Source organism: Hoeflea marina, from assembly GCF_003182275.1.
Classification (GTDB): domain Bacteria; phylum Pseudomonadota; class Alphaproteobacteria; order Rhizobiales; family Rhizobiaceae; genus Hoeflea; species Hoeflea marina.
This window is the reverse complement of record NZ_QGTR01000001.1, coordinates 554,068-574,039: the sequence shown is the minus strand read 5'-3', so window position 1 is coordinate 574,039 and position 19,972 is coordinate 554,068. Positions and strand designations below refer to the sequence as shown.

Sequence of the window (19,972 nt, the reverse complement as noted above, 5' to 3'; positions counted from 1 at the left end):
TGCCATCGCTGCACCGGCCTCAGGCCGTCGTCATAAGCGATTATGTTCGCCGATGCCATGCCTATGTCAGCCGAACAGCATCGTGAACAGGCTCAGCACCGTCTGCTTGCGGTCGAGATTGTAGGCTTCGGCGGTGTCGAAATGCGCGACGATCTCGCCGGCCAGCTCCGCCCAGTGCGCGGCGGCGCCGAGATCGCCGGCCGAGGCCGCCGCGCCCGCCGCTCCCCGCACCCGGTCGATGACGTGGCCGGTGAAGAACTGGTAGGCGACGTCGCGGTCGCGCGCCGACAGCGTGTCGGCAATGGCGTAGACGGCGGCGCGGTCGTCGGCGCGGCCGCTGTCGAAGATGGCGTCGAAGGCATTGGCGATGTCGGCGCCGCCGTAATTGATCAGCATCAGGGCGCGCGCCACGCTGCCCTCGCTCAGGCGCGACAGCGCCGCCGGGTCGGCGCCCGGCACCCCGAGATGGCCGAGCGCCCGGCCGAGATCGGCCTCCGACAGCGGCTTGAGCCTGAGCGGCAGGCAGCGCGAGCGGATGGTGGGCAACAGCTTGCCGGGCGCGTGCGACAGCACGAAGAACAGCGCCCGCTTCGGCGGCTCCTCGAGGATCTTCAGGATGGCGTTGGCGGCGTTGCGGTTGAGGTCGTCGGCGGGATCGATGATGGCGATGCGCCAGTTGCCGGTGCCCGAGGTCTGGCCGAAGAAGCGCGCGGCCTTGCGCACCTCGTCGACAGTGATGACCGACTTGGCCTTGCCGGTCTTGGCGTCCACCGGGCGGTCGATGTGCATGAGATTGTGGGAGGCGCCGGACATGATCTGGCGGAAGGCCGGGGATTGCGGATCGGGGTCGGCCATCCGCGCCGGCGCCGAGGCCGGGTCGGGGTGGCTGAGCACATGATTGGCGAAGCGGAAGGCCAGCGTCGCCTTGCCGATGCCCTCGGGTCCCTCGATCAGCAGGGCATGGTGCATGCGGCCGGAGCGGTAGGCGTCGGCGAGGAACTGCTCGGCCGCCCCGTGGCCGAACAGCCGGGTGTTTTCGGCGGGCGCGACGGCGCCGTCGAGAAGGCCGGGACTGTCGCTCATCAGGACGCGCCCTGGCCGCCGCTCCGGCCCCCCGCGGCGGCGGGCAGGATCGGCTCGACCGCCGTCAGGATGGCCAGCGCCACCGCGTCCTCGCTCTGCTGGCCGTCGATCAGCCGGCAGCGCCGCGGCTCGCTCTGGGCGAGATCGCGAAAGCCCTCGCGGCGCTTCTCGTGGGTGGCGACCTCCTCGCGCTCGAAACGGTCGGGCGCGCCCGCTGTGGCGCCGCCCCGGCTTCGCGCCCGGCGCAGGCCTATCTCGGCCGGCAGGTCGATGATCAGCGTCAGGTCCGGGACCAGGCCGTTGACGGCGACGCGCTCGAGATTGCGGACGAAATCCGGCTCCAGATTGCCGGTCACGCCCTGGTAGATGCGCGAGGAATCCATGAAGCGGTCGCAGAGCACGATGGTGTTGTCGTCGATCGCCGGGCGGATGACCTGCTCGACATGGTCGCTGCGCGCGGCGGCAAACAGCAGCGCCTCCATGCGCACGCCGTAATCCTCGGCATGGCCGGACAACAGCACGTGGCGCACCGCCTCGGCGCCCGGCGAGCCGCCGGGCTCGCGGGTCACCAGCACATCGAGGCCGCGGCGGCGCAGGATATCGGCGAGCCGGCGGATCTGGGTCGACTTGCCCACCCCCTCGCCGCCCTCGAATGTAATGAACCTGCCCCTGGTCTCGCTCACGTCCGTCCTTCCGGTTGATGCCTGGCCGCCGGCGGCGCCCGCGTCCGCACGGCGCCCATCCCCTCAGATGCCTTAGAGCATTTCGGCGGTGAGGTGAACGCGTGGAGCGAAGATTCAGGTCCTAAAGCACATCGCACGCGATGTGCTTTAGTTTTCCATAATTATGCATGTCGTGGTTCCGAAACCGCTGCGCAGTTTCGGGCGACATGCAGTGGAACCGCTCAGTGCCAGAACTGGACCAATTCCACCAGCGCGTCCAGCGCCCGGCGGTGCAGCGGCCCCCGGGTCGCGGCGGCGGCGGCATAGAGCGGCTCCTCGCGGCTGAGATTGTCGCCGATCCAGATCTTCAGCGTGCCGAGCTGGTCGCCCTCGGCGACGGGCGGCTTGAGCGGCCACCGGTAGGTGATTCGCGCCGTGAGTTTCTCCGGGCTGGTGATCGGCAGGAAGATCTCGACAGGTCCCGCCGCCTTCAGCGGCACCGAGGAGGGGTCGCCGCCATAGACGCTGGCTTGGCCGACGATCTCGCCATCGGCATAGAGCGGCTTCTTCTCGAAGGCGCGGAGGCCCCAGTCGAGAATCCTGCGCGCCTCCTCCGCCCTCGCCCGCTCGCTGTCGAGCCCGCTCATGGCCAGGAACAGCCGGCGGCCCTCGCGGTTAACCGAGGCGACGATGGCATAGCCCGACTCCTCGGCATAGCCGGTGGCCAGGCCCTCGGCGCCGATGTCCATCGCAAGCAGCGGATTGCGGTTGCGTTGCAGGATCTTGTTCCAGGAGAATTCCGCCTCGGCGTAGTAGCGGTAGAAGTCGGGATAGGTCGCCTGCATGTGGCGGGCGAGCGTCACCAGGTCGCGCATCGTCACCTTCGACACCGGCTCGGGCGACACCGACTCGGGCAGGCCGGTGGCGTTGGCGAACACCGAGCCGGACAGTCCCAGCAGCTTGGCCCGCTCGGTCATCTCGCGGGCAAAGTTCTCCTCCGAGCCGGCCATGCCCTCGGCGATGATGATGCAGCCGTCATTGGCCTGCTGCACGACGACGCCGCGGATGAGGTCCTCGAGCCGGATCGACGACTTGAGCTCGGCGAACATCGTCGAGGTGCGCGAGGGCGCGCCGCCGGTGCGCCAGGCGTTTTCGGAGACCACAAACTGGTCATCGAGCGTCAGCCGGCCGCTCTTGATGGCGTTGAACACCACCTCCATGGTCATGAGCTTGGCCAGCGAGGCCGGCGGCACCGGGCGGTTTTCGTTCTTGGCAAACAGCACCGTGCCGGTGTCGGCCTCGATCAGATAGGCCTCGGTGGCCTTGGTCTCGAACAGCTGCGCCCTTGCGGCCGGCGCCGCGACGAGCACGGCCGCCAGAAGGGCGATCAGGAAACGGGACAGGCGCCGCGGCATCGGGGCCTCCAAATCTGGTGCATGACGAGGGAGTTCATGCGCGGACCCTAGAGCAACCGCACCGGAATGCAAAGCATTCCGCGCGCCGCGGTGCGATCAATCGCGACGCCGCCGCAGGGCCGGAGCGGTCAGGGCCTGGAGGGCCCGGGTGCCAGCAGATGGTCGAAGGCCTGGCTGATGCGGGTGACGCGGCCGCCCCGATAGGCGAGGCCGACATCGGCATAGCCGCTGGCAAGGGTGACGCCGGCGGCGGCCAGGACCGACGGCCGGTCCGGCGGCACGGGGCCGATGTCGGGAAGGCGGAAGGAAGCCGGGATCAGGCTGGTGTCGGCGCTGTAGCCGGCGGCGTAGCCCGATTGCGGGATCATCGCCACGGAGGCGGTCTCGACCGCCGGCGCGGCGGCGGTGATGCCTGCCGGCGGCGCCACGGCTGCAACCGCGCCCACGCCCGGAAGCGACGGGCCGCCCGACGGCGAAGGACCGTTCATGGCCATCATCACCCCGCCCGGCATGTCGCGGTTGGGATCGCCGGGCATGCCGTTGGTGCGGTAGGAGGCCATCAGATAGGACATGTCGTCGCCGTGGACGGGAGCGCGGCCGACATATTCGACCCGGACGGCGGCGATGCCGTCGCGCTTCATTTCCAGGAGTTCCGCCGCCTTGCTGGAGACATCGACGATGCGGCCGGGCGAATAGGGGCCGCGGTCGTTGATGCGGACGATGACCGAATGGCCGTTCTTCTTGTTGGTCACCCGCGCATAGCTCGGCAGCGGGAAGGTCGGATGGGCGCCGGAGAGATGGAACTGGTCGTAGATCTCGCCGTTGGCGGTCAGCCGGCCGTGGAAGTTGGGCCCGTACCAGGAGGCAATGCCCGCCTTGTCATAGCCCGGCTCTTCCTTCGGCGTGTACCACTTGCCGCGCACCTTGTAGGGCTTGCCGACCATGTCGCGGCCGCCGCCCTTGGGCACGTTCTTCGACATCGTCACCCGCGGACTGGCGGCGACGCCGTATTCGGCGACCGAGAACTTCGTCTTGGTGTTGATGTAGCTCGGCGTGCCAGAGCCGGATTTGGAGGTCGAGCTGCAGCCCGCCATGGAGGCGCAGGCCAAGGTCAGGAGCCCGAGCCCCAGCGCCTGGCGCGCCCATCTGTTGGATACCGCAGAAATCATTTGCCCCACTTCACGCCCAATGGCCCCGTCACTTCCGGAATGCCCCGTCCCGGGCCGTCCGCACCACAATGAGACCCTATCGGCCTTGTCGAAGCCTTAAGTCCACCGGCAAGATGGCGAAAATGCGTTTGGCCGCGCCAAGGAGCGCCACAAAGCCGAATTCATGGTGAACAGACGGTAAACTCCGCGCCCGGAAGGCGCCTGCGCCGGCCCGCGCATGCACCTTGGCGCCAACGCCGGCCCGCATCGGTCAGTCGGCGGCGGCTGATTCGGCCGCCCGGGACTCAGCCCTCGATGCGCGCCCTGCCCTCAGCGCCGTCGTCGCGGACCCAGTTGATCGACCGCTCGCCGGTCTTCGAGATGCGGAAGCAGGTGACCTTGCCGTCATACCAGGTGGGCCACTGCTGGCACAGCCGGCCGCCCTTGACCCACCAGCGGCCGCTTTCCCGCGGCGCCATCAGCCGGCCGAGCCCGAGCGCCGAGCCGTCGCCGGTGACCTCGCCCGAGGAGCGGTAGTTGAGCGGAAATTCGCCGCCGAGCGGCGTGGCGAGATAGACCCGCTTGCCGGTGACGAGCGCGCGCAGCGCGTCTCCGGCGAGGTCTTCGGCCAGGCCGGGCTGCATCGGCAGCATGAGGCCGAGCGCGAGGGCGGATGCGGCGAGCGGCAGGCGCATGGGACGTCCTTTCAAAATCAGGCGGCGTGGCACGGCCGGCCCGGCCGCGCTTCCCGACGGGAAACGGTCTGCAGCGGAAAAAGTTTCACCGCCGCCCTGCCCCCCGGCCCACAGTGCCGGGCACCCCTGCCCGATTGAGGATGGCGCTGGCGCAAAAGCGCGCTACACCTTGCCGATGGGAGAGCCGCATCGGGGAGGAATTGCATGGGACCGCTTGAAGGCATCCGCGTCGTCGAGTTCGACGCCATCGGGCCGGTGCCGCTCTGCGCCATGCTGCTCGCCGACATGGGCGCCGACATCGTCCGCATCGCCCGCCCCGGCGGCCAGGCGGCCTTCGAGGATCTCGGCGAGGCGATCCTGCACCGCGGCCGTGCCGGCGTGGAGCTCGACCTCAAGCAGGCGGCGGACCGGGAGGCGGCGCTGGCGCTGGTGGAGATGGCCGACATCGTCATCGAGGGGTTCCGCCCCGGCGTGATGGAGCGGCTCGGCCTCGGGCCCGATGTCTGCCTCGCGCGCAACCCGGCGCTCGTCTACGGCCGCATGACCGGCTGGGGCCAGTCCGGGCCGCTGTCGCCGCGCGCCGGCCACGACATCAACTATCTCGCCATCTCCGGCGCGCTCGGCGCCATCGGCGAGGCCGGCGGCGCGCCGGTGCCGCCGCTCAACCTGGTGGCCGACTATGGCGGCGGCGCCATGTTCCTGCTCGCCGGCGTGCTGGCGGCGCAGATCTCGTCGCGGCGGACCGGCCACGGCCAGGTGGTCGACGCCGCCATGAGCGACGGCGTGCCGGTGCTGATGAGCCTGTTTCACGCGCTGCGCCAGTCCGGCGGCTGGCGCGAAGAGCGCGGCTCGAACCTGCTTGATGGCGGCGCGCCGTTCTACCGCTGCTATTCCTGCGCCGGCGGCGGCCATGTCGCGGTCGGCGCGCTCGAGCCGCAGTTCTTCGCCCGGCTTGTCGCCGGGCTGGGGCTCGACCCCGGCCGCTACCGCCAGCACGACCGCGCCGGCTGGCCGGCGATGGAGGCGGACTTCGCCGGCGCGTTTCTGAGCCGCGGCCGCGACGACTGGGCCGCAGCCTTCGCCGGCAGCGACGCCTGCGTGACGCCGGTGCTGTCGATGGCGGAGGCGGCGGAGCACCCGCACAACAGCGCCCGCGCCAGCTTCGTCCGCGGCCCGGCGCCGGGCCCGGAACAGGGCGCCGACGCGGAAAGCGGACCCGGCGACGTAACGGGCCGTCAATCGCACGCTGAAACAAGTGAGGGACCCGACGGTGAACCGGGCGATGAATCGGGCCGGGCGGCGGCGGGCGGGTTGCTCCAGCCGGCCCCTGCCCCGCGCTTCGGCCGCACGCCCTCGGCCATCCGCCCGCAATCGGCCGCCACGGCCGCGGAGATGCTGAGCCGCTGGCGGAGCCCGCCCGCCGCAGACGACGGCCGCGACCCGGACTGAGGCGCGAGCGGCCCAGCCGAAACGGCCCCGCGGCACCGGTCGGGTGCGCGGCCCGCTGCGGCAGCCGATTGCGGCTGCTCGGGTGCGGACGAAAGCCCGCGATCGGGCGGCCCGCGCCGGCCGAAGCACTCTCGCCGCGGCCGCTTCCGCAAGCGATGCGGCGCGCAATCCGGTTGACGCCGGCGCCGGCCGCGCTGTAGAGATGCGCCACCTGCCCCGGGCAGCCAAGCCGTGGAGAGCGCCGTCAACCGGGCGCCACCCGCTACGGCCCGGCCCTGACCCCGAGGCCAGCGGAGGAGTGGCCGAGCGGTTGAAGGCACCGGTCTTGAAAACCGGCGTGCGGGAAACCGTACCGTGGGTTCGAATCCCACCTCCTCCGCCACCTAATCGAGCATATAGTTGTATTTAAATGATAATATGGAATGAATTTTGACTGTGTGCACTCTTGTGTGCACTTTCGTTTCGATGAGTATCAGTGCCATCCGGTGAATGCGCGCGTCAGGCTGGTTTCGCGTTGAGCGGTGCCAAATCGCCACGCAACTTTCAAAGAATGCCGACGAACTTATGTCTGAGCTGCTAAGATATGGTCACAGGCCTCGCGCGACCCAACAACATAAAGCAGAGATTTGGCACGTGACATGCCTACATATAGCGTTTCGCGATCTTTGCCCACATCACACCGGTCGAAAGCCCAGAGTATCACCACGGCACGCTCGAGCCCCTTGAAACGAGCGACCGTATCAACGGTCAGTCCCCCGCGGCTGAAGTCTTCGACCCGACCGAGTTTCACCGTGGCAGGCAGAGGTAACGTCTGAAGGGCTCGCTCGCGCGCGGGCCGATCGGCGGGATCACAGAGCAAGATTGCGATTTCGTGAGGAGCTACGCCCTCCTCAACGACGAGCTTGGTCACCAACGTTCCGATCAACGCCGCCTGCTTTTCAATCCCAGAAGCAAGGAGACGGTTAACCTCGACACCACTGATCTGAGGCGGCTCGACGACAGCACCACGGTAATGACTGTAAGCTGCCGCATGGATCGCATCGGTGTTCCGACAATTGCGGTCGAGCACCATCGGCTCACCCTGCACCGGTATTTCCGCGGAACGGCGGTAGATGTCCTGATTCTCATCCAAGAAGACGTAGAGCATGGCTTCGTCGGGTCGCGTCAAGAGCATCTCGACCGGGAGCCAGAACTCGTCACCGAAATCCTGAGCTTCGTCAACCACGATTGCGTCATAGATTGGACCCAAAGTGTCTACCGCGTTAGCGAGAGCCATAGGCATGTGATGATCAAACTCGTCGCCTCGCGGCAGGTTGGCGCGCGCTTCGGATAGCAGGTCCCTGCCATTCTTTGCCTTCACCCGCTCGATCCATCTGTGGCAGACCTGATGAAAGGTTGCGACATCCAAACCTCCGATTGTAGTGCACTGCTCGCGGAGATGATCGGCAAGTCCGCGGTTGTAGCAAAGCAATAACGTGCGCATGCCTTCAGAAGCCAGTCGCACGGCTTTCTCTCGTGCGATCAGGGTCTTCCCCGTGCCAGCGCCACCGGCAATAACGACTCTTCTCTGGCGCCTCAAAATATCAAGGATTGCGGCTTGGCGGATCGTTAGTGAAAACCGAACATCCTCTTCATCAGCAATACGGGCAGAGAGCAATGGTCGCGTTGAAACAGAACGAGCGAAGAGCGCGACGAGGGCATCCACACCGCGCGTGCCGATCTGCTGACCAGCCCCTTCTTGGCCTGACCAGTAGTCCAACACCTGCCCTACCCATGCGCCCAGATCGGAGAGATCACGCCGGTCGCCGATCATTTCGGCGGGGGCATCAGGTCCGCGAAGTCGGTCGCCGTCCCCGACATTCGGGACGAACACCGCATATCCAATGTTGAAACGCCCAATGCCCAGCTTCTTCCAAGCCGGACTTTCCTTGAGTTTCTCTAATAGGGCAAACTTTCCGCGCCGGGCCTGATCGAAGGGATTCTTGATGTCATGGGCGACGCCGTTCGCGTCGATTGATACCCAAGTCCGCGTGCGATAATCGAGCGAGACGCGTCCACCCTTTACCTCCAATGCGAGCAAACCGCGCACGGGGTGGGCTATGAGGATGTCGGTTTCTCCTTCACGCGGCCCACTACCGCCGGGCCGTGATATCCAAGCCACAGAATGTAAGATAACATAGTCGGGTCCGAGCTGTTCAGCGAGGGCCTTATACAGCAGGAGTTCTGCCTTGGATTCGGATACCGCATCATACGGCTCGGGGAAGCACTTCGCCATCAGCCGAGCACCTTAAGCGAAGAGTTGAATGGAACCCCTCGCCGTCCTTCTATGGTGCCGAAGTCGACAACGACGAATGGGATCGCACCACGCGAATCGATTTCGGTCACTACTCCTTTGCCCCAGAGATGATGCTCGACCTTTAGCCCTACCCGTAGATGAATGTCGCGCGACGAAGCTCGCTCTTCCGAAACCTGACGCCAATTATGGTCGAACCAGTATTCCTCGACCTTTCCGAAGGGATTGCAGATCGCACTTACACGTTGGCGTTCCATGTCACGAGCATGTTCGATGACGTATATCCAGAACTCATCAAGGTGTTCACGCGCCATCGCAAACTGGACATGGCTGAGCTTGATACCCCGCTCGGTCCAATCGCTTTCGAGGCCCTTTACCTCAATGAGACGACGACTGCCACTCGGCGATCTCGATACGATGTCAAAACCGGGGTTGAAGTGCGGTTGTTGTTCGGGAGCCCATCCCCGTGTTTGCTCATAGCTGAGCGCCGCTTTTATTGCTGCCGCGTCGATAAGTTTCGAGATGTCGTCGCCTGCAGACGCGACCGCAGCATCGCCATTTCCGCTCGGTCCACTGCGTAACACGTAGGAGAGCATGCGCGAACGACGCACTTGGTTCTCCGCGATGGCTTCATGCTTCCGATTGCCTCCGGCCTTAAGCGAAGCGCCAGTTCCGCGAGGCTCGCCACTCGATGTCGCGATGCCTCGCCCGTTGCCACCTGCTGCCGTCACTCCGGTTGTCGCAACATCACCTGGATCTGCACCGAAAGCACCGCGACCGGAGGCGGACCCATAGGCCTCATCATCGAGATCGACGTCATCGTTTTCACCGTCTTGAGAAACGTCATCATCCGTTTGAGGGTCATCGGCAGGCCCGGCAGCATATCGGTCCCCGGCGGTATCGTAACCAATTTTGTCATCCCAACCAGCTCCGTCGTTCTGTCTGATCTCAGTTCTCTTCGACCCTGAGTCGAGTGTGTCTTTGTTGTCCGACGAAGCTTCATCCTCTGCCACAGTACTTTCATTTATATCTTCGATAGGGTCGTCGTCGGTAGGGCCATCCTCGACGACCTCGATCTCGGCCGCAACATCGGCGCTAGTCTCAACTTGCTCGTCCTCGAGCTCACGGCCAACTTGGATCCCCTGGTTGTCATCGGCAGGCGCTTTGAAGTCCGATGCCAGGAGCGCCTGCTCAGCCTCCGTCCGATCCTCCAGCGACATGATGTATGCGGCGGTCAGACACAGCGGCGGAATGTCAGTGGATGGGCAAAATCGTTCGATTTCGGAGAACACAACGCGAAAGGCAGCAGCCCAGTCCACCCGACTCGTTGTCGAGCGTACATGCAACAGCCCTGCCTCACGATCCAAGTAGGCATTAGCGGACGATGCTGGGGATCGCACCGGCGGATTTAATGCGTCGATTTCTGCATGCACCATCAACTGGGCGGAAAAGCTAACATCAAGCCGCTGAAGAATTTCGATGAGAGCTTGCCGGGTCGCACGATTGGGTGCAAGCCAAAGGATCAAATCGGCTCTTGACTGCAAGAGAGAGGTCGCTTCGATGGCGGGGCGTCCATCGGGCTCATCTGCCAAGCGGAACCGGGCAATGTCGGTCAGCGCAGGCACATCCAGACGAAACAGGAACCGGATCGCGGCCGAACGACTGAGGTCGGTCAATCGAACGATACGATCGTCCAGAACCGAACCGAACGGTGCGGCCAATTGTTCAGAGTCCAGCCATATCGCATCCCTAGTCGAAATCGGGTCGCCATTGACGGCAAGAAATGCCCTCTCGTCCGATAGGAGATCGACAGCTTCCGCTGCGCCAGCGTCCTCACGCTCGAGCGCCTCGGCAAGAGCGGCGAGGCAGCGGCTATGAATGACAATGTCCGTGGCTGTTGGTGAAGGACTGCCCGCGATCCGCAAGGCCAGAGCGGCGAAGTGGCGGGGCTCGGGGGAGTCGGCGACCCCAAGCCGACGGTAGAGCTGATCGCGCTGTCGCATGCGCGCGCTTGCCGTGTGCCAAAGCCCACCGAAGGCCGGCGGGATCCAGAACACCTCGCCGGCGCCGATGAAGCCGACATCAGGAAAATAGATGAAGTCTGTTCCTTCAAGGCGATCGATACATCCGGCATTGTCAGAGCGCTCCAGACGCTCGCTCAACATCTGATAGGTTAGGTCGTTTACAGCGGTGCCTGAGCTCATGCAGTGTTCAAGATGAGCTACGATCTTTTCTGTCGGCGGCTCCGCTGGCAATTCTATGAGGTCCAGGAATTCTGTAACTACCGAGGTCGACTGGCGCAGGGCCGTCATCTCGACAACCGGCACCTGGGACGCGAAGCCGGTCGCGCGACCAGCCCGATAGACCCCGCGCGGTGAGTATCTTAGCCCCTCCTTCCGCTCTCCATCCACGATCGCGGAGAGGAACTTCACTTCCCGCAGTCTGCTTAGCACAATCCGGTCTTCGTCATCGAAACGAGTCCACCGCTCCAATACGTAACGAATGATGGGCGTTGTTCCGGCAACGATGTTGTCAAGATTGCCTGCCTCTGCGATGGTGTTGATGCGCTCGACTATGTGCTCTGCCGCGACCGTGATGGGCATGCCGAGCCTTTCGAACAGATCGCGGGACCGCGCGTTTATCTCACTCGGAAGCCAAGTCTCATCCACCCATCTCGCCGGTTCTTCGCCAAGAATCGCCGCCAACGGCGCGGACCAAAAATACAATTCGTTCGGTCTCGCGTATTCTCCGGCCCGTGTACGAACAAAGGCGATCCCGGCCAGTGCCGCAAGGGTGCCGTCCTCGTCGAGCTGGGAACGGTGGTTCAAGATCTCGGTAAGCAGCGCGCCATACTGCTGCCGCGTCAACTCTCCAGCGAGAATCTGCTCGAGGTGCTCCTCAACGTAATCGCGGAACGTTAGGACGTTTGTCTGCAGCACGTCCCTCGCCAGATCCATCATGACGGTGACGAACAGCCGGGTGTCGATGATCTGGAAGTGCCCGATGGGATCACGGAAGTCGCCGGGCAACTGGCCCCGTGACGGGCTGACAAATCCAGTGCCGGTCCGCAACATAGGAACTTCTGCCAGTGTGCCCGAAACTGCGCCGCTCTTCCTATCCGTCGGGAACGATGTCAGTAGGGAGTAAAAGCGTCGGGCGTCCGCGTCAGTGTCGCCTATCGCCGCGGTGGCCGACATGTCGTCGGTGATCACATCCGCAAGGTCGGATGCGAGATCGTCCAGCAAATATTCTGCGACGAGGCTTGAAAGATGTGGGAGTGATAGAATGTGGGAATTCACAAGGATGCGATTTGGAACCGTACGTCGCAGCGCAGCCGCCGATACGCTAGCGGGCAGTCGTCGAGCTTCATTTGGGCTGATTGGTTGATCATCGGCGTCCAGCATGAAGGAAATGGCTTTTAGCTTTGCAAGCACCATGGGCAGCTCGGCTCTGTCCGAGGACACGTCGATCAACAGTTCGATGGCTGACCAAAGCCTCCGCAGAGGCTTGCTTTCGCCCGCTGTTACTTCGTCCGCCCGGGCATCCAACGCGGCGACCAAATTCGCAAGCCGGAGATGCTGCACACCGATGCTAGATAGCACGGTCCAATGACGACGCAGTTTGGGATGGATCAATGCGAGACCAAATTCGGCGATCGCGGCCTGATCAGGGGGTGTCATGGTGTCGGGCGGGAGGGCCGTCTCTTTCGGCAGGCGCCATTCGCCCTGCGTGGTCCATATCGATGGCGCCTCGGTCGCAGCTTTTCCCAGTCTATCCCAAAACGGCTTGAACGCGGGCTCACTCCGCCGGTGAAACGCGGCCTCAGCCAACGCCCAGAAGCGCTCCGAACCTAGTAGATCGCGGATGCGGACGAAATTGTCCGCTAATGCCGCCGCGGCCGTCTCGATGAGCGCCTCGTTCCAATATCGGTCATGTTGTTCGCCCTCTAGCACAATCGCCTGACGGCTAGCATGGGGAAAGAAGTCGGCGTTCACATGGACGGGCATGCCGGTCGACTGGCGGGTCGGCAGGTAGGCGTAAAGCAAACCGTCTATCTGCTCAAGGTTCAGCGGCACAGCGACGCTGACCGTCATCGAACGGTCAAGCCGCGCCAAAGCATCGAACCGCTCGGAAAGCTTGGCAGCTGCAACAACGTCATCGGCCTCTCGTTGAAGGACAAGCCAGCGTTGAGTGTGCCCGGATGGATCGAACCGAAGTGTCACCGCTTCCGCGGACCGATCAATCTCGACGCTGACGATAAGCCTGCCGTTGCGTCGCAATTCGACACGTTGGATATGCCGAAGGAAAAGCAGACTGCCCTCGAGAACGTGGTCGATCTCCGCGACCACTTTGTCCGCGACATCCACCGGTGTGGGTGAGGCGTTCAGACCGGCCCTAACTTCAGAATTCTCTGCGGCCCACGGCAGCACAAACTGAGTGCCGGCGAAACGGGCGATCTCGCTCTTTACCACCTCTTGGGTCTGCGGATTGAGGCGCAACTCGACGCCGGACGACCGGACGATAGGCGTGTCAGTGATCTGATAGACCGATACAAAACCTATCCCGAAGCGCCCGGTCTGCTCAGGTGCGTGCAGCTTGCTTCTGCTACCCATCTCAGCGATCGCATGGAAGTTGCAGGGACGCCTCAACCCGGTAGGATCGCCGGACTTGGTCCACGGACATTCGGCGTCCTCAAGCCCACAACTGGTGAACTCTCCCTCGTTCCCGACAACCAAAGCATCATCGCGTGCATCGAAGGATAAGCTGTTGGCCCCGGCATCGTCAGCGTTCTGGATCAGTTCCAGCGCCATGATGCCATACCCTTGCAGCCCCTTCAGCGCCTGTTCGATGTTGCCAAGTAGATTTGCTCGATACGGAATTGTTACCGATTTCGGCGCAGCTTCGGAAAGCTCCGCGAACCGAGCTCCCTCGATTTTGGACTGAGGGTTCTGGTCAGATCGAATATGGTCGCTCAATTAGAATCCCCCTATTGCCAAACACATAGCTTTCTAGTTTGGGTAGATAAAGCGGTTTCAGCGACAATCGTATTCCCGCCATGCGTGAACCGGCGTCGCACCGGGATACGGGATTTGACGTACAGCTGCCATGATGTTGAGGACGGCTGGGAATCCCGTCTTATCCTGATGGAGCGAACACTTTCGTAGCTCACGTCTTTGATGATGGTTCTGGCGAAAAGTCTGGGCTCCCTTCCTCGAGCGACTGAAGAAGCCGCCTGTCACCTTCTGTCAGGCTCTCACGATCGCTGCCCGACGCAATGAAACCGTGCAGTTGCGAGCGCAGTTCGTCCCAGCGCCGTGACAGTACTGACCAATGATGCTCATCGTATGTACCCCGAAAGATCACGGGTCGAATTTCTATCTGCGGCATCTCCCTGCTACCGGCATCGACTGCCTCCCGCAGAAGCCGCGACCAATGGCTGTTCTTGCGATCGACGCGGCCGATCTGCTGCTCCACGACTCCGGGGTTCCATTCGAGATGGAGTAGAATGACGATCCGGCAGCTTTCGTGCAGGTTGAGCCCTTCACGTCCGACCATGGATTGGGCGATTAGCACATGCGGTTCGCTTTCCGAGCGATTGAAGGCAAGCTGAACCAGACGTCGCGTGGAAGGGAGTGTCTGGCCGTAAAGCATCCGTGCAAATGAGGCTCGAGGCGCACCGTACTCCTCTATCAGGCCCTCACGAAGCCTTGCCCACAGTGCATTCGCAGAGAGGTCGTCCAGTTTATCATCGTCTTGGGCGCTTCCCTCGCCGCGTTCGCGTAGGGCATCGGTGACATTGATGAGCGCTCCGATCACCGCTTTGCGTGAGATCTTCGAGCCCGACGTGTCCTCGCGCAAGAAAGGCTCGGCAGCCCGGGCCAGCGGCGTGACTATCGTCGACGGGTCCGTGTCCCTCGCAATGGCCTGCAACAGGGCGGTCTGGTCAGTTGCCCCGCTCTCGATCAAGGACGAGATGTGGTTTCGCAGTGCCTGACGGTGCGTTTCGAACGCTCTGTAGGCATCGGTCAGAATGTCATCGACATGCTTGCGGTCATAATCAAATTCCAGTTGCTTGGCAGCTGCGAGCAGCACCCCCTGATCGTCGTCGGAGGTCTTTTCCTGCGGCCAAGGTGTTCCATCTCGAACTGCCCGCAACAGCGCCCGGGCGTTGAGAAGATCTGTCAGGACACGCATGGGCCGCGTGAAGCGACCGAACACGAGTACCTTCTCGCCAGTGCGTGTGTAGTTTTCGATCTCGACAATGACCTTCGACAGCACCGGATGATTAAGAAGGCTCTCGGTGCCATTATCGAATGGTGCCGAAAGCGCCTTTTTCCACCAGTCCGCACGTTGCTTTCGCTTGCGCACGCCATATTCCTCGAATGAGAGCTCTGCGCTTGCTTTGACACCGTCTTCCGCACGGTCTTCCGCAGACTGCTGGCGATCGGCTTCGTCATCTTCGTGGCGACTGTTTCCAGCCCGCCGGCTCGCTAACTTGTCGATAATCCCGGCCACTCCGTGACCGTTGCTGATCGTCAGCCGTGCACGAGCCGCAGTCGTGTCAGCGGCCGCCTGTCCGATGACTGAGAGTGCCTCGGCGGCAAACACGATCCGGAGCCAGCCTGGCGATAGATCACCGGCTTGAACTTCGATCGGGTGCTGCCGTCGATAGCTCATTCCGCTTGGCGAGTGCTCGTTGAACAGAATGGTTGTGACATCACGACGCTTGTCCCGGCGCACAACCCAAGGCGCAAGACTTGCGTGAAACTTCGCCGCCGCCGTCATGTAACGGCTTTGTGCCGTTTCGTCGGTACGCCAGCGCCGGCGTGCCGCTTCGGCAGCTTCGCGGTACTCCAGCACAGCAGGTTCGATCGACATCCAAACAGGCTCAGACATGCAAACGCGCATGAGCGTGCTCTTCCACTGCCACACGTCAAGCTCGACCGGGGTCGCAGTCAGGCCAAGTCGTCGGCCCGTCTTGTCAGATGAAAGGATGACGCGATCAATAAGCACCGAGAGTTTCTTATATTCACCACGAGATTTATGGGCCTCATCGATGATGATCAGATCGAACGGACCAAGTGCAAGTCCAAGTGTGCGTTCAAGCAACTTGAGTTCAGGCGACTGGTTTTTGAAGCAATTTGAATTTAAATCGTCGAGTTCAGCCCGACTATCGAGGTTCTGGAACTGCTCGACGATTTTCTCAACGGCGGATTTAGTGAGATGGCAATGCTCGGCCCGCCTAATGATCTCGCCGGCCGCCAACTTGACACCCGGCATTTGCCGTTCCGCGAGCGTACATCCCTTCCGAATTCTTCTGTTCGCATTCCAGACGAGCAGCTTTAGGAGATCGGCGCGCCACCTCTTTCCGGACGTCTGTGCACGCACGTCACCGAAACGGTGAGAGAGGATGACGAGCGCGTCATCCATTCTTGCCGCGCCATCGGTTTCATAGTCACGCATCAAGCCGTCGAAGCTGCGCAGCATGTCTTTGGAACTCTCGCCGGCCTTGATGATCTCGTCGCGCCATTGTGGGGCGACGACCGGTGGAACAACGATGGCTACCCTGCCGCCGCTCCGCTTGACCGCAAGGGCCAGCGCGACGGCGATCCGCGTCTTGCCCATACCGACCTCGTCGGCGAGCACTGCACCGTGCTTTTTCATGGACGCAGCCAGAGCATTCAAGCCGTCGATCTGGCCCTCATCGAGATAGTCTTGTGGAAATAATTCCGGTTCTTGCGATCCACCGATGCACGCGCAAACCGCTTCCCATCCTGCGAACTGGCTCATATTAACCGGCATCCGATACTCCACATTCCAGTCCAACGAATTCGGTCACACCCCAATTGGCCTCCACCGCGCGCAACGCCTCGTCCAGAGCGAGGAACTCCGTGCTGCCGCGCTTGACGTGGTCCGGCAGGAAAGGCCGTTCGCGCAGGCAGGAAAGGGGATTGATCTCCAGTGGGAGCAAGGCTTCGACCAATATTCCTCTCGTCATCCCTTTGCTGGCCGCGCGCTCTTCGCCATTGCCTCCGTGTTGGGGCAGACTGCCCAGTTGTGTGAGCACACATTGCAGGCGCTGGGTCCAACGTGTCCAATCTGCCCCAGGCACCATCGTCTGGCGTTGGGCGATTGCTTCTATTAGCTGCATCGTTCGCCGAATTGCATAGCGCGCGTCCGGCATTGATCGTCTGGACGCTGCAGCCAGAATATTCGTGTCTGGCGGCGCAGGCGTATCTTCAGCGCCTCGGGTATCACCTTCCTCCGGCACTGCAGGAAAGCCGGCCAGAAGTTCAATGGCCTGCTCTAGGTCGATTGGGTCCAATCGGCGCGCAGCAAGCCTTCCATAGCGGTCCAATACAGGAACCAAGACAACCGAGGCACTGTCATCTTGATCTATGGGACGCGTCCCTACATACGCCGGCTGCTCGCCATCCCAAGGGAACCGTCCACATGCGTCTTCTATCAGCGCCTCATTGTTGGGTCCCAGAATTACAATCCTCGTGGCATCCTCGCCTTCAGGAACCGATAAGAAATTGAAAGTGTCTTCGGGTACCCACAACATATGGGAGACTGACGCAGCCATAAAGAGCGGGTCGCGCTCCGGTGGGCCATCTCCTGAGGAAAGCACCGAAACGTCTGAGATATCAGCGTTCCAGTCGATAGGAAGGACCTTGGCAACCGGAAGAAGGGGGGACTTGGTCCCCAATTTCCAGCAAAGTCCATCTGCCGCCATTATGACGCCAGCCTCGAGATTACCGCCACGGTTGGGCGGATTGAGAAAACCGGCAGGCGTGAGATTGCCAGAGCCGAGGTAAACCCAGGCCGAGGCGCAATTCTCGCTGTCTCCTTGCCTGTTTGCCGAGAACAGGAACTTAGCATGAAGACGCCGCACGTCGCCCTCCACCTTAAATGGATGGAGAAGCGTCCATTTCGCTGCTTTAATGCTATCAAAGACGCCCTTATCTGCCAGCGCGGCGCAGCCTTGACTCTCAAGGACCAGAGTAATCTTTGCCGATTGTGTCAGGAGCGATGCGTCTACCAACGCTTTGGCGATCTTGCTGGGAACCTTCGGCAGACCTGTGATCGGCTCCCCCTCCCAAAACCCCGAGCCAAGAACGAGATTGTTCCTCCGCTGGGAGCCGGCGTGTGCTTTGACACGGTGGGCCAGTTGGTTGATCAAGGCCTGTTGCTGGGTATGGATGAAGCGGGGCGTCACAACTGTATTTCCCTTCAGCCGGCTCAACCAGTGCTCCAATTCTAGAAATGCGGCAGCTTGCGTCTTCTGTGCCTTCTCGGCTTTTGCATCCACTTCGAGGAGCCGGCTCTGGTAATGCTGCCGCAACCCGCGCCAAAAGTCGCGCGCCGCAACGATGTCGACCCGACATTGCTCGAGCGCATCAACCGGCTCGCGCGCCAAAAGATCTTGTGCGGCAAGATCCAGCCGCCAGACAAGATCGATACTGTCCTCGGTGGTCTGCCGGGTCCAATTGCCGGTGGTAACAAGAAGCCGCAGAGCCCAGTCTTTATCATCAGCCGCGCTGCGAAATGCAAGGAGTGCAACTTTCGCATGCATGAGGCGATAAGGCGGTGAGTCATCACGAGCGGGCAGATGAAGGACGCCTGGCACTTCGCCTGGTGGGATTTGTGCCTGCGAACGGTCAAGGCAGAGGCCTATGAACGTGCGGCCAAGATCGGCACGCGCCGATCGGCCCTGACCGGTAAAACGCTCAACGAACGCCTCCATGAAATCTGCGTCGGCAGAAAAGCCGCAAATCCATCCCGCATGGCCGGTCATGCCCTCCGGGGGGCCTGCGTGCTCAACAAGGGAAATGGGCAGATGTGGATGGATCATCAGTTCCGCCCCTGCGCTTCAATGAACATGCCAAGCTGTCCGTTGAGATCAAGCGCCAGGCGCCGCAGATATACCAGGCGCGGGGAAATCGCGAGCGGCAGGACGTCACGCTCTGCGGGCACCAGGGCCCCGTCCTCCGCCCCCTCGGCGGCCGTATCGATGCCAGACGCGTTACCCTCTCCGTCGTCTACAGTAAGAACGGCGTCTGTCCGCCATGCAGCAGTTGGAACTACGGCATTACCTGTTACCCGCAACGTGTGGTTCTCGCGGTTCACGAGTTTCGTGATTGCCTGGACGTCGGATTGGAGTGACTCGTTACAGAACTCCCGCGCAGCTGCGGCCGCCTCGCTAGGCCCGTGACCATCAAGCGCCAGAAAACCCTGCGCTTCCTTGCGCCATAATCTCAATGAGGCCGATACGCCTTCGGGAAGTGGGCGTGTCAGGTTGAGACGAGAATGCACGACAATTTCTTGTTCGATGTGGGCCAACACTCCGATAGCAGCGCTGCGGGTCTGAACAAGCACCGCCCCGGCCCGCATATCTTTCCAGTGGTGATCGTCAATCTCCTCGGGTCGGTTTGTCCAGTGGGTGTGAGGATTTACGCCGAATTTCCCCCCGGCATCGATTCTCTCCACCCAAGCTAAGGCATTCCGACGACGCTCGGCATCAGGCCCCGGAAACGCCAACGCCTCACGCATAACCTTGCGCGCATTCTGTCCGGCATCGCTAGTTGGGTTGAGTTTTTGACGCAGGGAGGTCGTGAAGTTGTCCGGTTCACCGCGCACCCAGTCGCGGAGGTAAGCCGGCACATAACGCCGACCTTGCCCCTTTTCGCCAAAAACTGCCTCGATGAGTTCGTGTCCACGAGCGTTGACCGAAAAGCTGTTAAATCGAGACCCGTTCGCGTCAACAAAGCCCATCCCCGGAAGAGCTTCGACACAGCCCATGCGCATGGGCTGAGTGACGTAGGAAGAGGGCGACTTTAGCCGACGGAACGTCCGCTCCAGCTTCCTGTCATCCAGGGACTTGAGCTTGAGTGGCCCGCGCAGTCTCCAGTCTCCTCGGCTCCAGTCTCTTTCTTGGTAGCCGACCCAGCAGGCCAGCGCCTCTATGGCGTTGGCGACCTCTATCTTGCTTCCGGCAGAGGGGAACTCTTCCGCCACTTGAATGCCAATGAGCGCCAGCGCCGCCTGGCGAATGAACCACAAGCCGCCGAGCCCTGGAACAGCCGCTTCGTTGTAGAGCATTACTGCCCTGCCGAGCCCCAATGTTAGTCTTCTGCGCGAAGGTTTGACGTTTTCAGGCGCCAGCATGCCCCAATAGACCTTCATGCTAAATCTCCGATTTGCGCCGCGCCGGGTGAGTTCCTCT

At 62.4% G+C, this 19,972-nt stretch carries 11 protein-coding genes and 1 tRNA gene; 2 read left to right on the top strand and 10 right to left on the bottom strand.

The features are described from left to right. Positions 1 to 66: 66 nt before the first annotated feature. The 5 genes from DFR52_RS02565 to DFR52_RS02545 all read right to left on the bottom strand — a co-directional run bounded on the left by DFR52_RS02565 (position 67) and on the right by DFR52_RS02545 (position 5,003). Positions 67 to 1,086 carry a DNA polymerase III subunit delta' gene (locus tag DFR52_RS02565; RefSeq protein WP_110030338.1) on the bottom strand — a complete coding sequence of 340 codons (1,020 nt, stop codon included), beginning with the start codon at positions 1,084 to 1,086 and terminating at the stop codon, positions 67 to 69. Next, a complete protein-coding gene (gene tmk, locus DFR52_RS02560) occupies positions 1,083 to 1,766 on the bottom strand; it encodes a dTMP kinase (protein ID WP_110030337.1) in 684 nt (227 codons plus the stop codon). Before tmk ends, DFR52_RS02565 begins: the two co-directional genes overlap by 4 nt. A gap of 221 nt (positions 1,767 to 1,987) precedes the next feature. Beyond that, positions 1,988 to 3,160 (bottom strand): D-alanyl-D-alanine carboxypeptidase family protein, encoded by a 1,173-nt coding sequence (locus DFR52_RS02555; RefSeq protein WP_110030336.1) that lies wholly within the window; start codon positions 3,158 to 3,160, stop codon positions 1,988 to 1,990. Between the two features lie 128 nt (positions 3,161 to 3,288). Beyond that, entirely contained in the window at positions 3,289 to 4,329 is a 1,041-nt protein-coding gene (locus tag DFR52_RS02550) for a septal ring lytic transglycosylase RlpA family protein (protein ID WP_170132207.1), read from the bottom strand. Between the two features lie 284 nt (positions 4,330 to 4,613). Further along, positions 4,614 to 5,003, bottom strand: a complete 390-nt coding sequence (locus DFR52_RS02545; protein WP_245415162.1) for a hypothetical protein — start codon at positions 5,001 to 5,003, stop codon at positions 4,614 to 4,616. 204 nt (positions 5,004 to 5,207) lie between these two features. Between DFR52_RS02545 and DFR52_RS02540 the strand changes: the two genes are divergently transcribed. Together DFR52_RS02540 and DFR52_RS02535 are read left to right on the top strand one after the other, a co-directional pair. Then, positions 5,208 to 6,452, top strand: coding sequence for a CaiB/BaiF CoA transferase family protein (locus DFR52_RS02540; RefSeq protein WP_110030335.1), 1,245 nt, complete (start codon positions 5,208 to 5,210; stop codon positions 6,450 to 6,452). A 292-nt stretch (positions 6,453 to 6,744) separates the two neighbouring features. After that, positions 6,745 to 6,834, top strand: a tRNA-Ser gene (locus DFR52_RS02535). 180 nt (positions 6,835 to 7,014) lie between these two features. Here the strand turns inward: DFR52_RS02535 and DFR52_RS02530 are convergent. From DFR52_RS02530 to DFR52_RS02510, 5 genes are all read right to left on the bottom strand, one after another. Continuing rightward, entirely contained in the window at positions 7,015 to 8,727 is a 1,713-nt protein-coding gene (locus DFR52_RS02530) for a nuclease-related domain-containing DEAD/DEAH box helicase (RefSeq protein ID WP_110030334.1), read from the bottom strand. Continuing rightward, a complete protein-coding gene (locus DFR52_RS02525) occupies positions 8,727 to 13,721 on the bottom strand; it encodes a protein NO VEIN domain-containing protein (RefSeq protein ID WP_110030333.1) in 4,995 nt (1,664 codons plus the stop codon). Before DFR52_RS02525 ends, DFR52_RS02530 begins: the two co-directional genes overlap by 1 nt. A gap of 190 nt (positions 13,722 to 13,911) precedes the next feature. After that, complete coding sequence (locus DFR52_RS02520) at positions 13,912 to 16,536, bottom strand: helicase-related protein (RefSeq protein ID WP_158284840.1); 2,625 nt, start codon at positions 16,534 to 16,536, stop codon at positions 13,912 to 13,914. A gap of 1 nt (position 16,537) precedes the next feature. Next, positions 16,538 to 18,601 carry a phospholipase D-like domain-containing protein gene (locus tag DFR52_RS02515; RefSeq protein ID WP_110030331.1) on the bottom strand — a complete coding sequence of 688 codons (2,064 nt, stop codon included), beginning with the start codon at positions 18,599 to 18,601 and terminating at the stop codon, positions 16,538 to 16,540. Beyond that, positions 18,601 to 19,932: a hypothetical protein gene (locus tag DFR52_RS02510; RefSeq protein ID WP_110030330.1), complete on the bottom strand. Its 1,332-nt coding sequence runs from the start codon at positions 19,930 to 19,932 to the stop codon at positions 18,601 to 18,603. The genes DFR52_RS02515 and DFR52_RS02510 overlap by 1 nt, the downstream gene beginning before the upstream one ends. Positions 19,933 to 19,972: the final 40 nt, after the last annotated feature.

Coding starts and splice junctions, on each gene's coding strand:
- DFR52_RS02510 (WP_110030330.1), bottom strand. CDS start 19,932: ATGAAGGTCTATTGGGGCATGCTGGCGCCTGAAAACGTCAAACCTTCG.
- DFR52_RS02520 (WP_158284840.1), bottom strand. CDS start 16,536: ATGAGCCAGTTCGCAGGATGGGAAGCGGTTTGCGCGTGCATCGGTGGA.
- DFR52_RS02545 (WP_245415162.1), bottom strand. CDS start 5,003: ATGCGCCTGCCGCTCGCCGCATCCGCCCTCGCGCTCGGCCTCATGCTG.
- DFR52_RS02550 (WP_170132207.1), bottom strand. CDS start 4,329: ATGATTTCTGCGGTATCCAACAGATGGGCGCGCCAGGCGCTGGGGCTC.
- DFR52_RS02555 (WP_110030336.1), bottom strand. CDS start 3,160: ATGCCGCGGCGCCTGTCCCGTTTCCTGATCGCCCTTCTGGCGGCCGTG.
- DFR52_RS02540 (WP_110030335.1), top strand. CDS start 5,208: ATGGGACCGCTTGAAGGCATCCGCGTCGTCGAGTTCGACGCCATCGGG.
- DFR52_RS02515 (WP_110030331.1), bottom strand. CDS start 18,601: ATGATCCATCCACATCTGCCCATTTCCCTTGTTGAGCACGCAGGCCCC.
- DFR52_RS02530 (WP_110030334.1), bottom strand. CDS start 8,727: ATGGCGAAGTGCTTCCCCGAGCCGTATGATGCGGTATCCGAATCCAAG.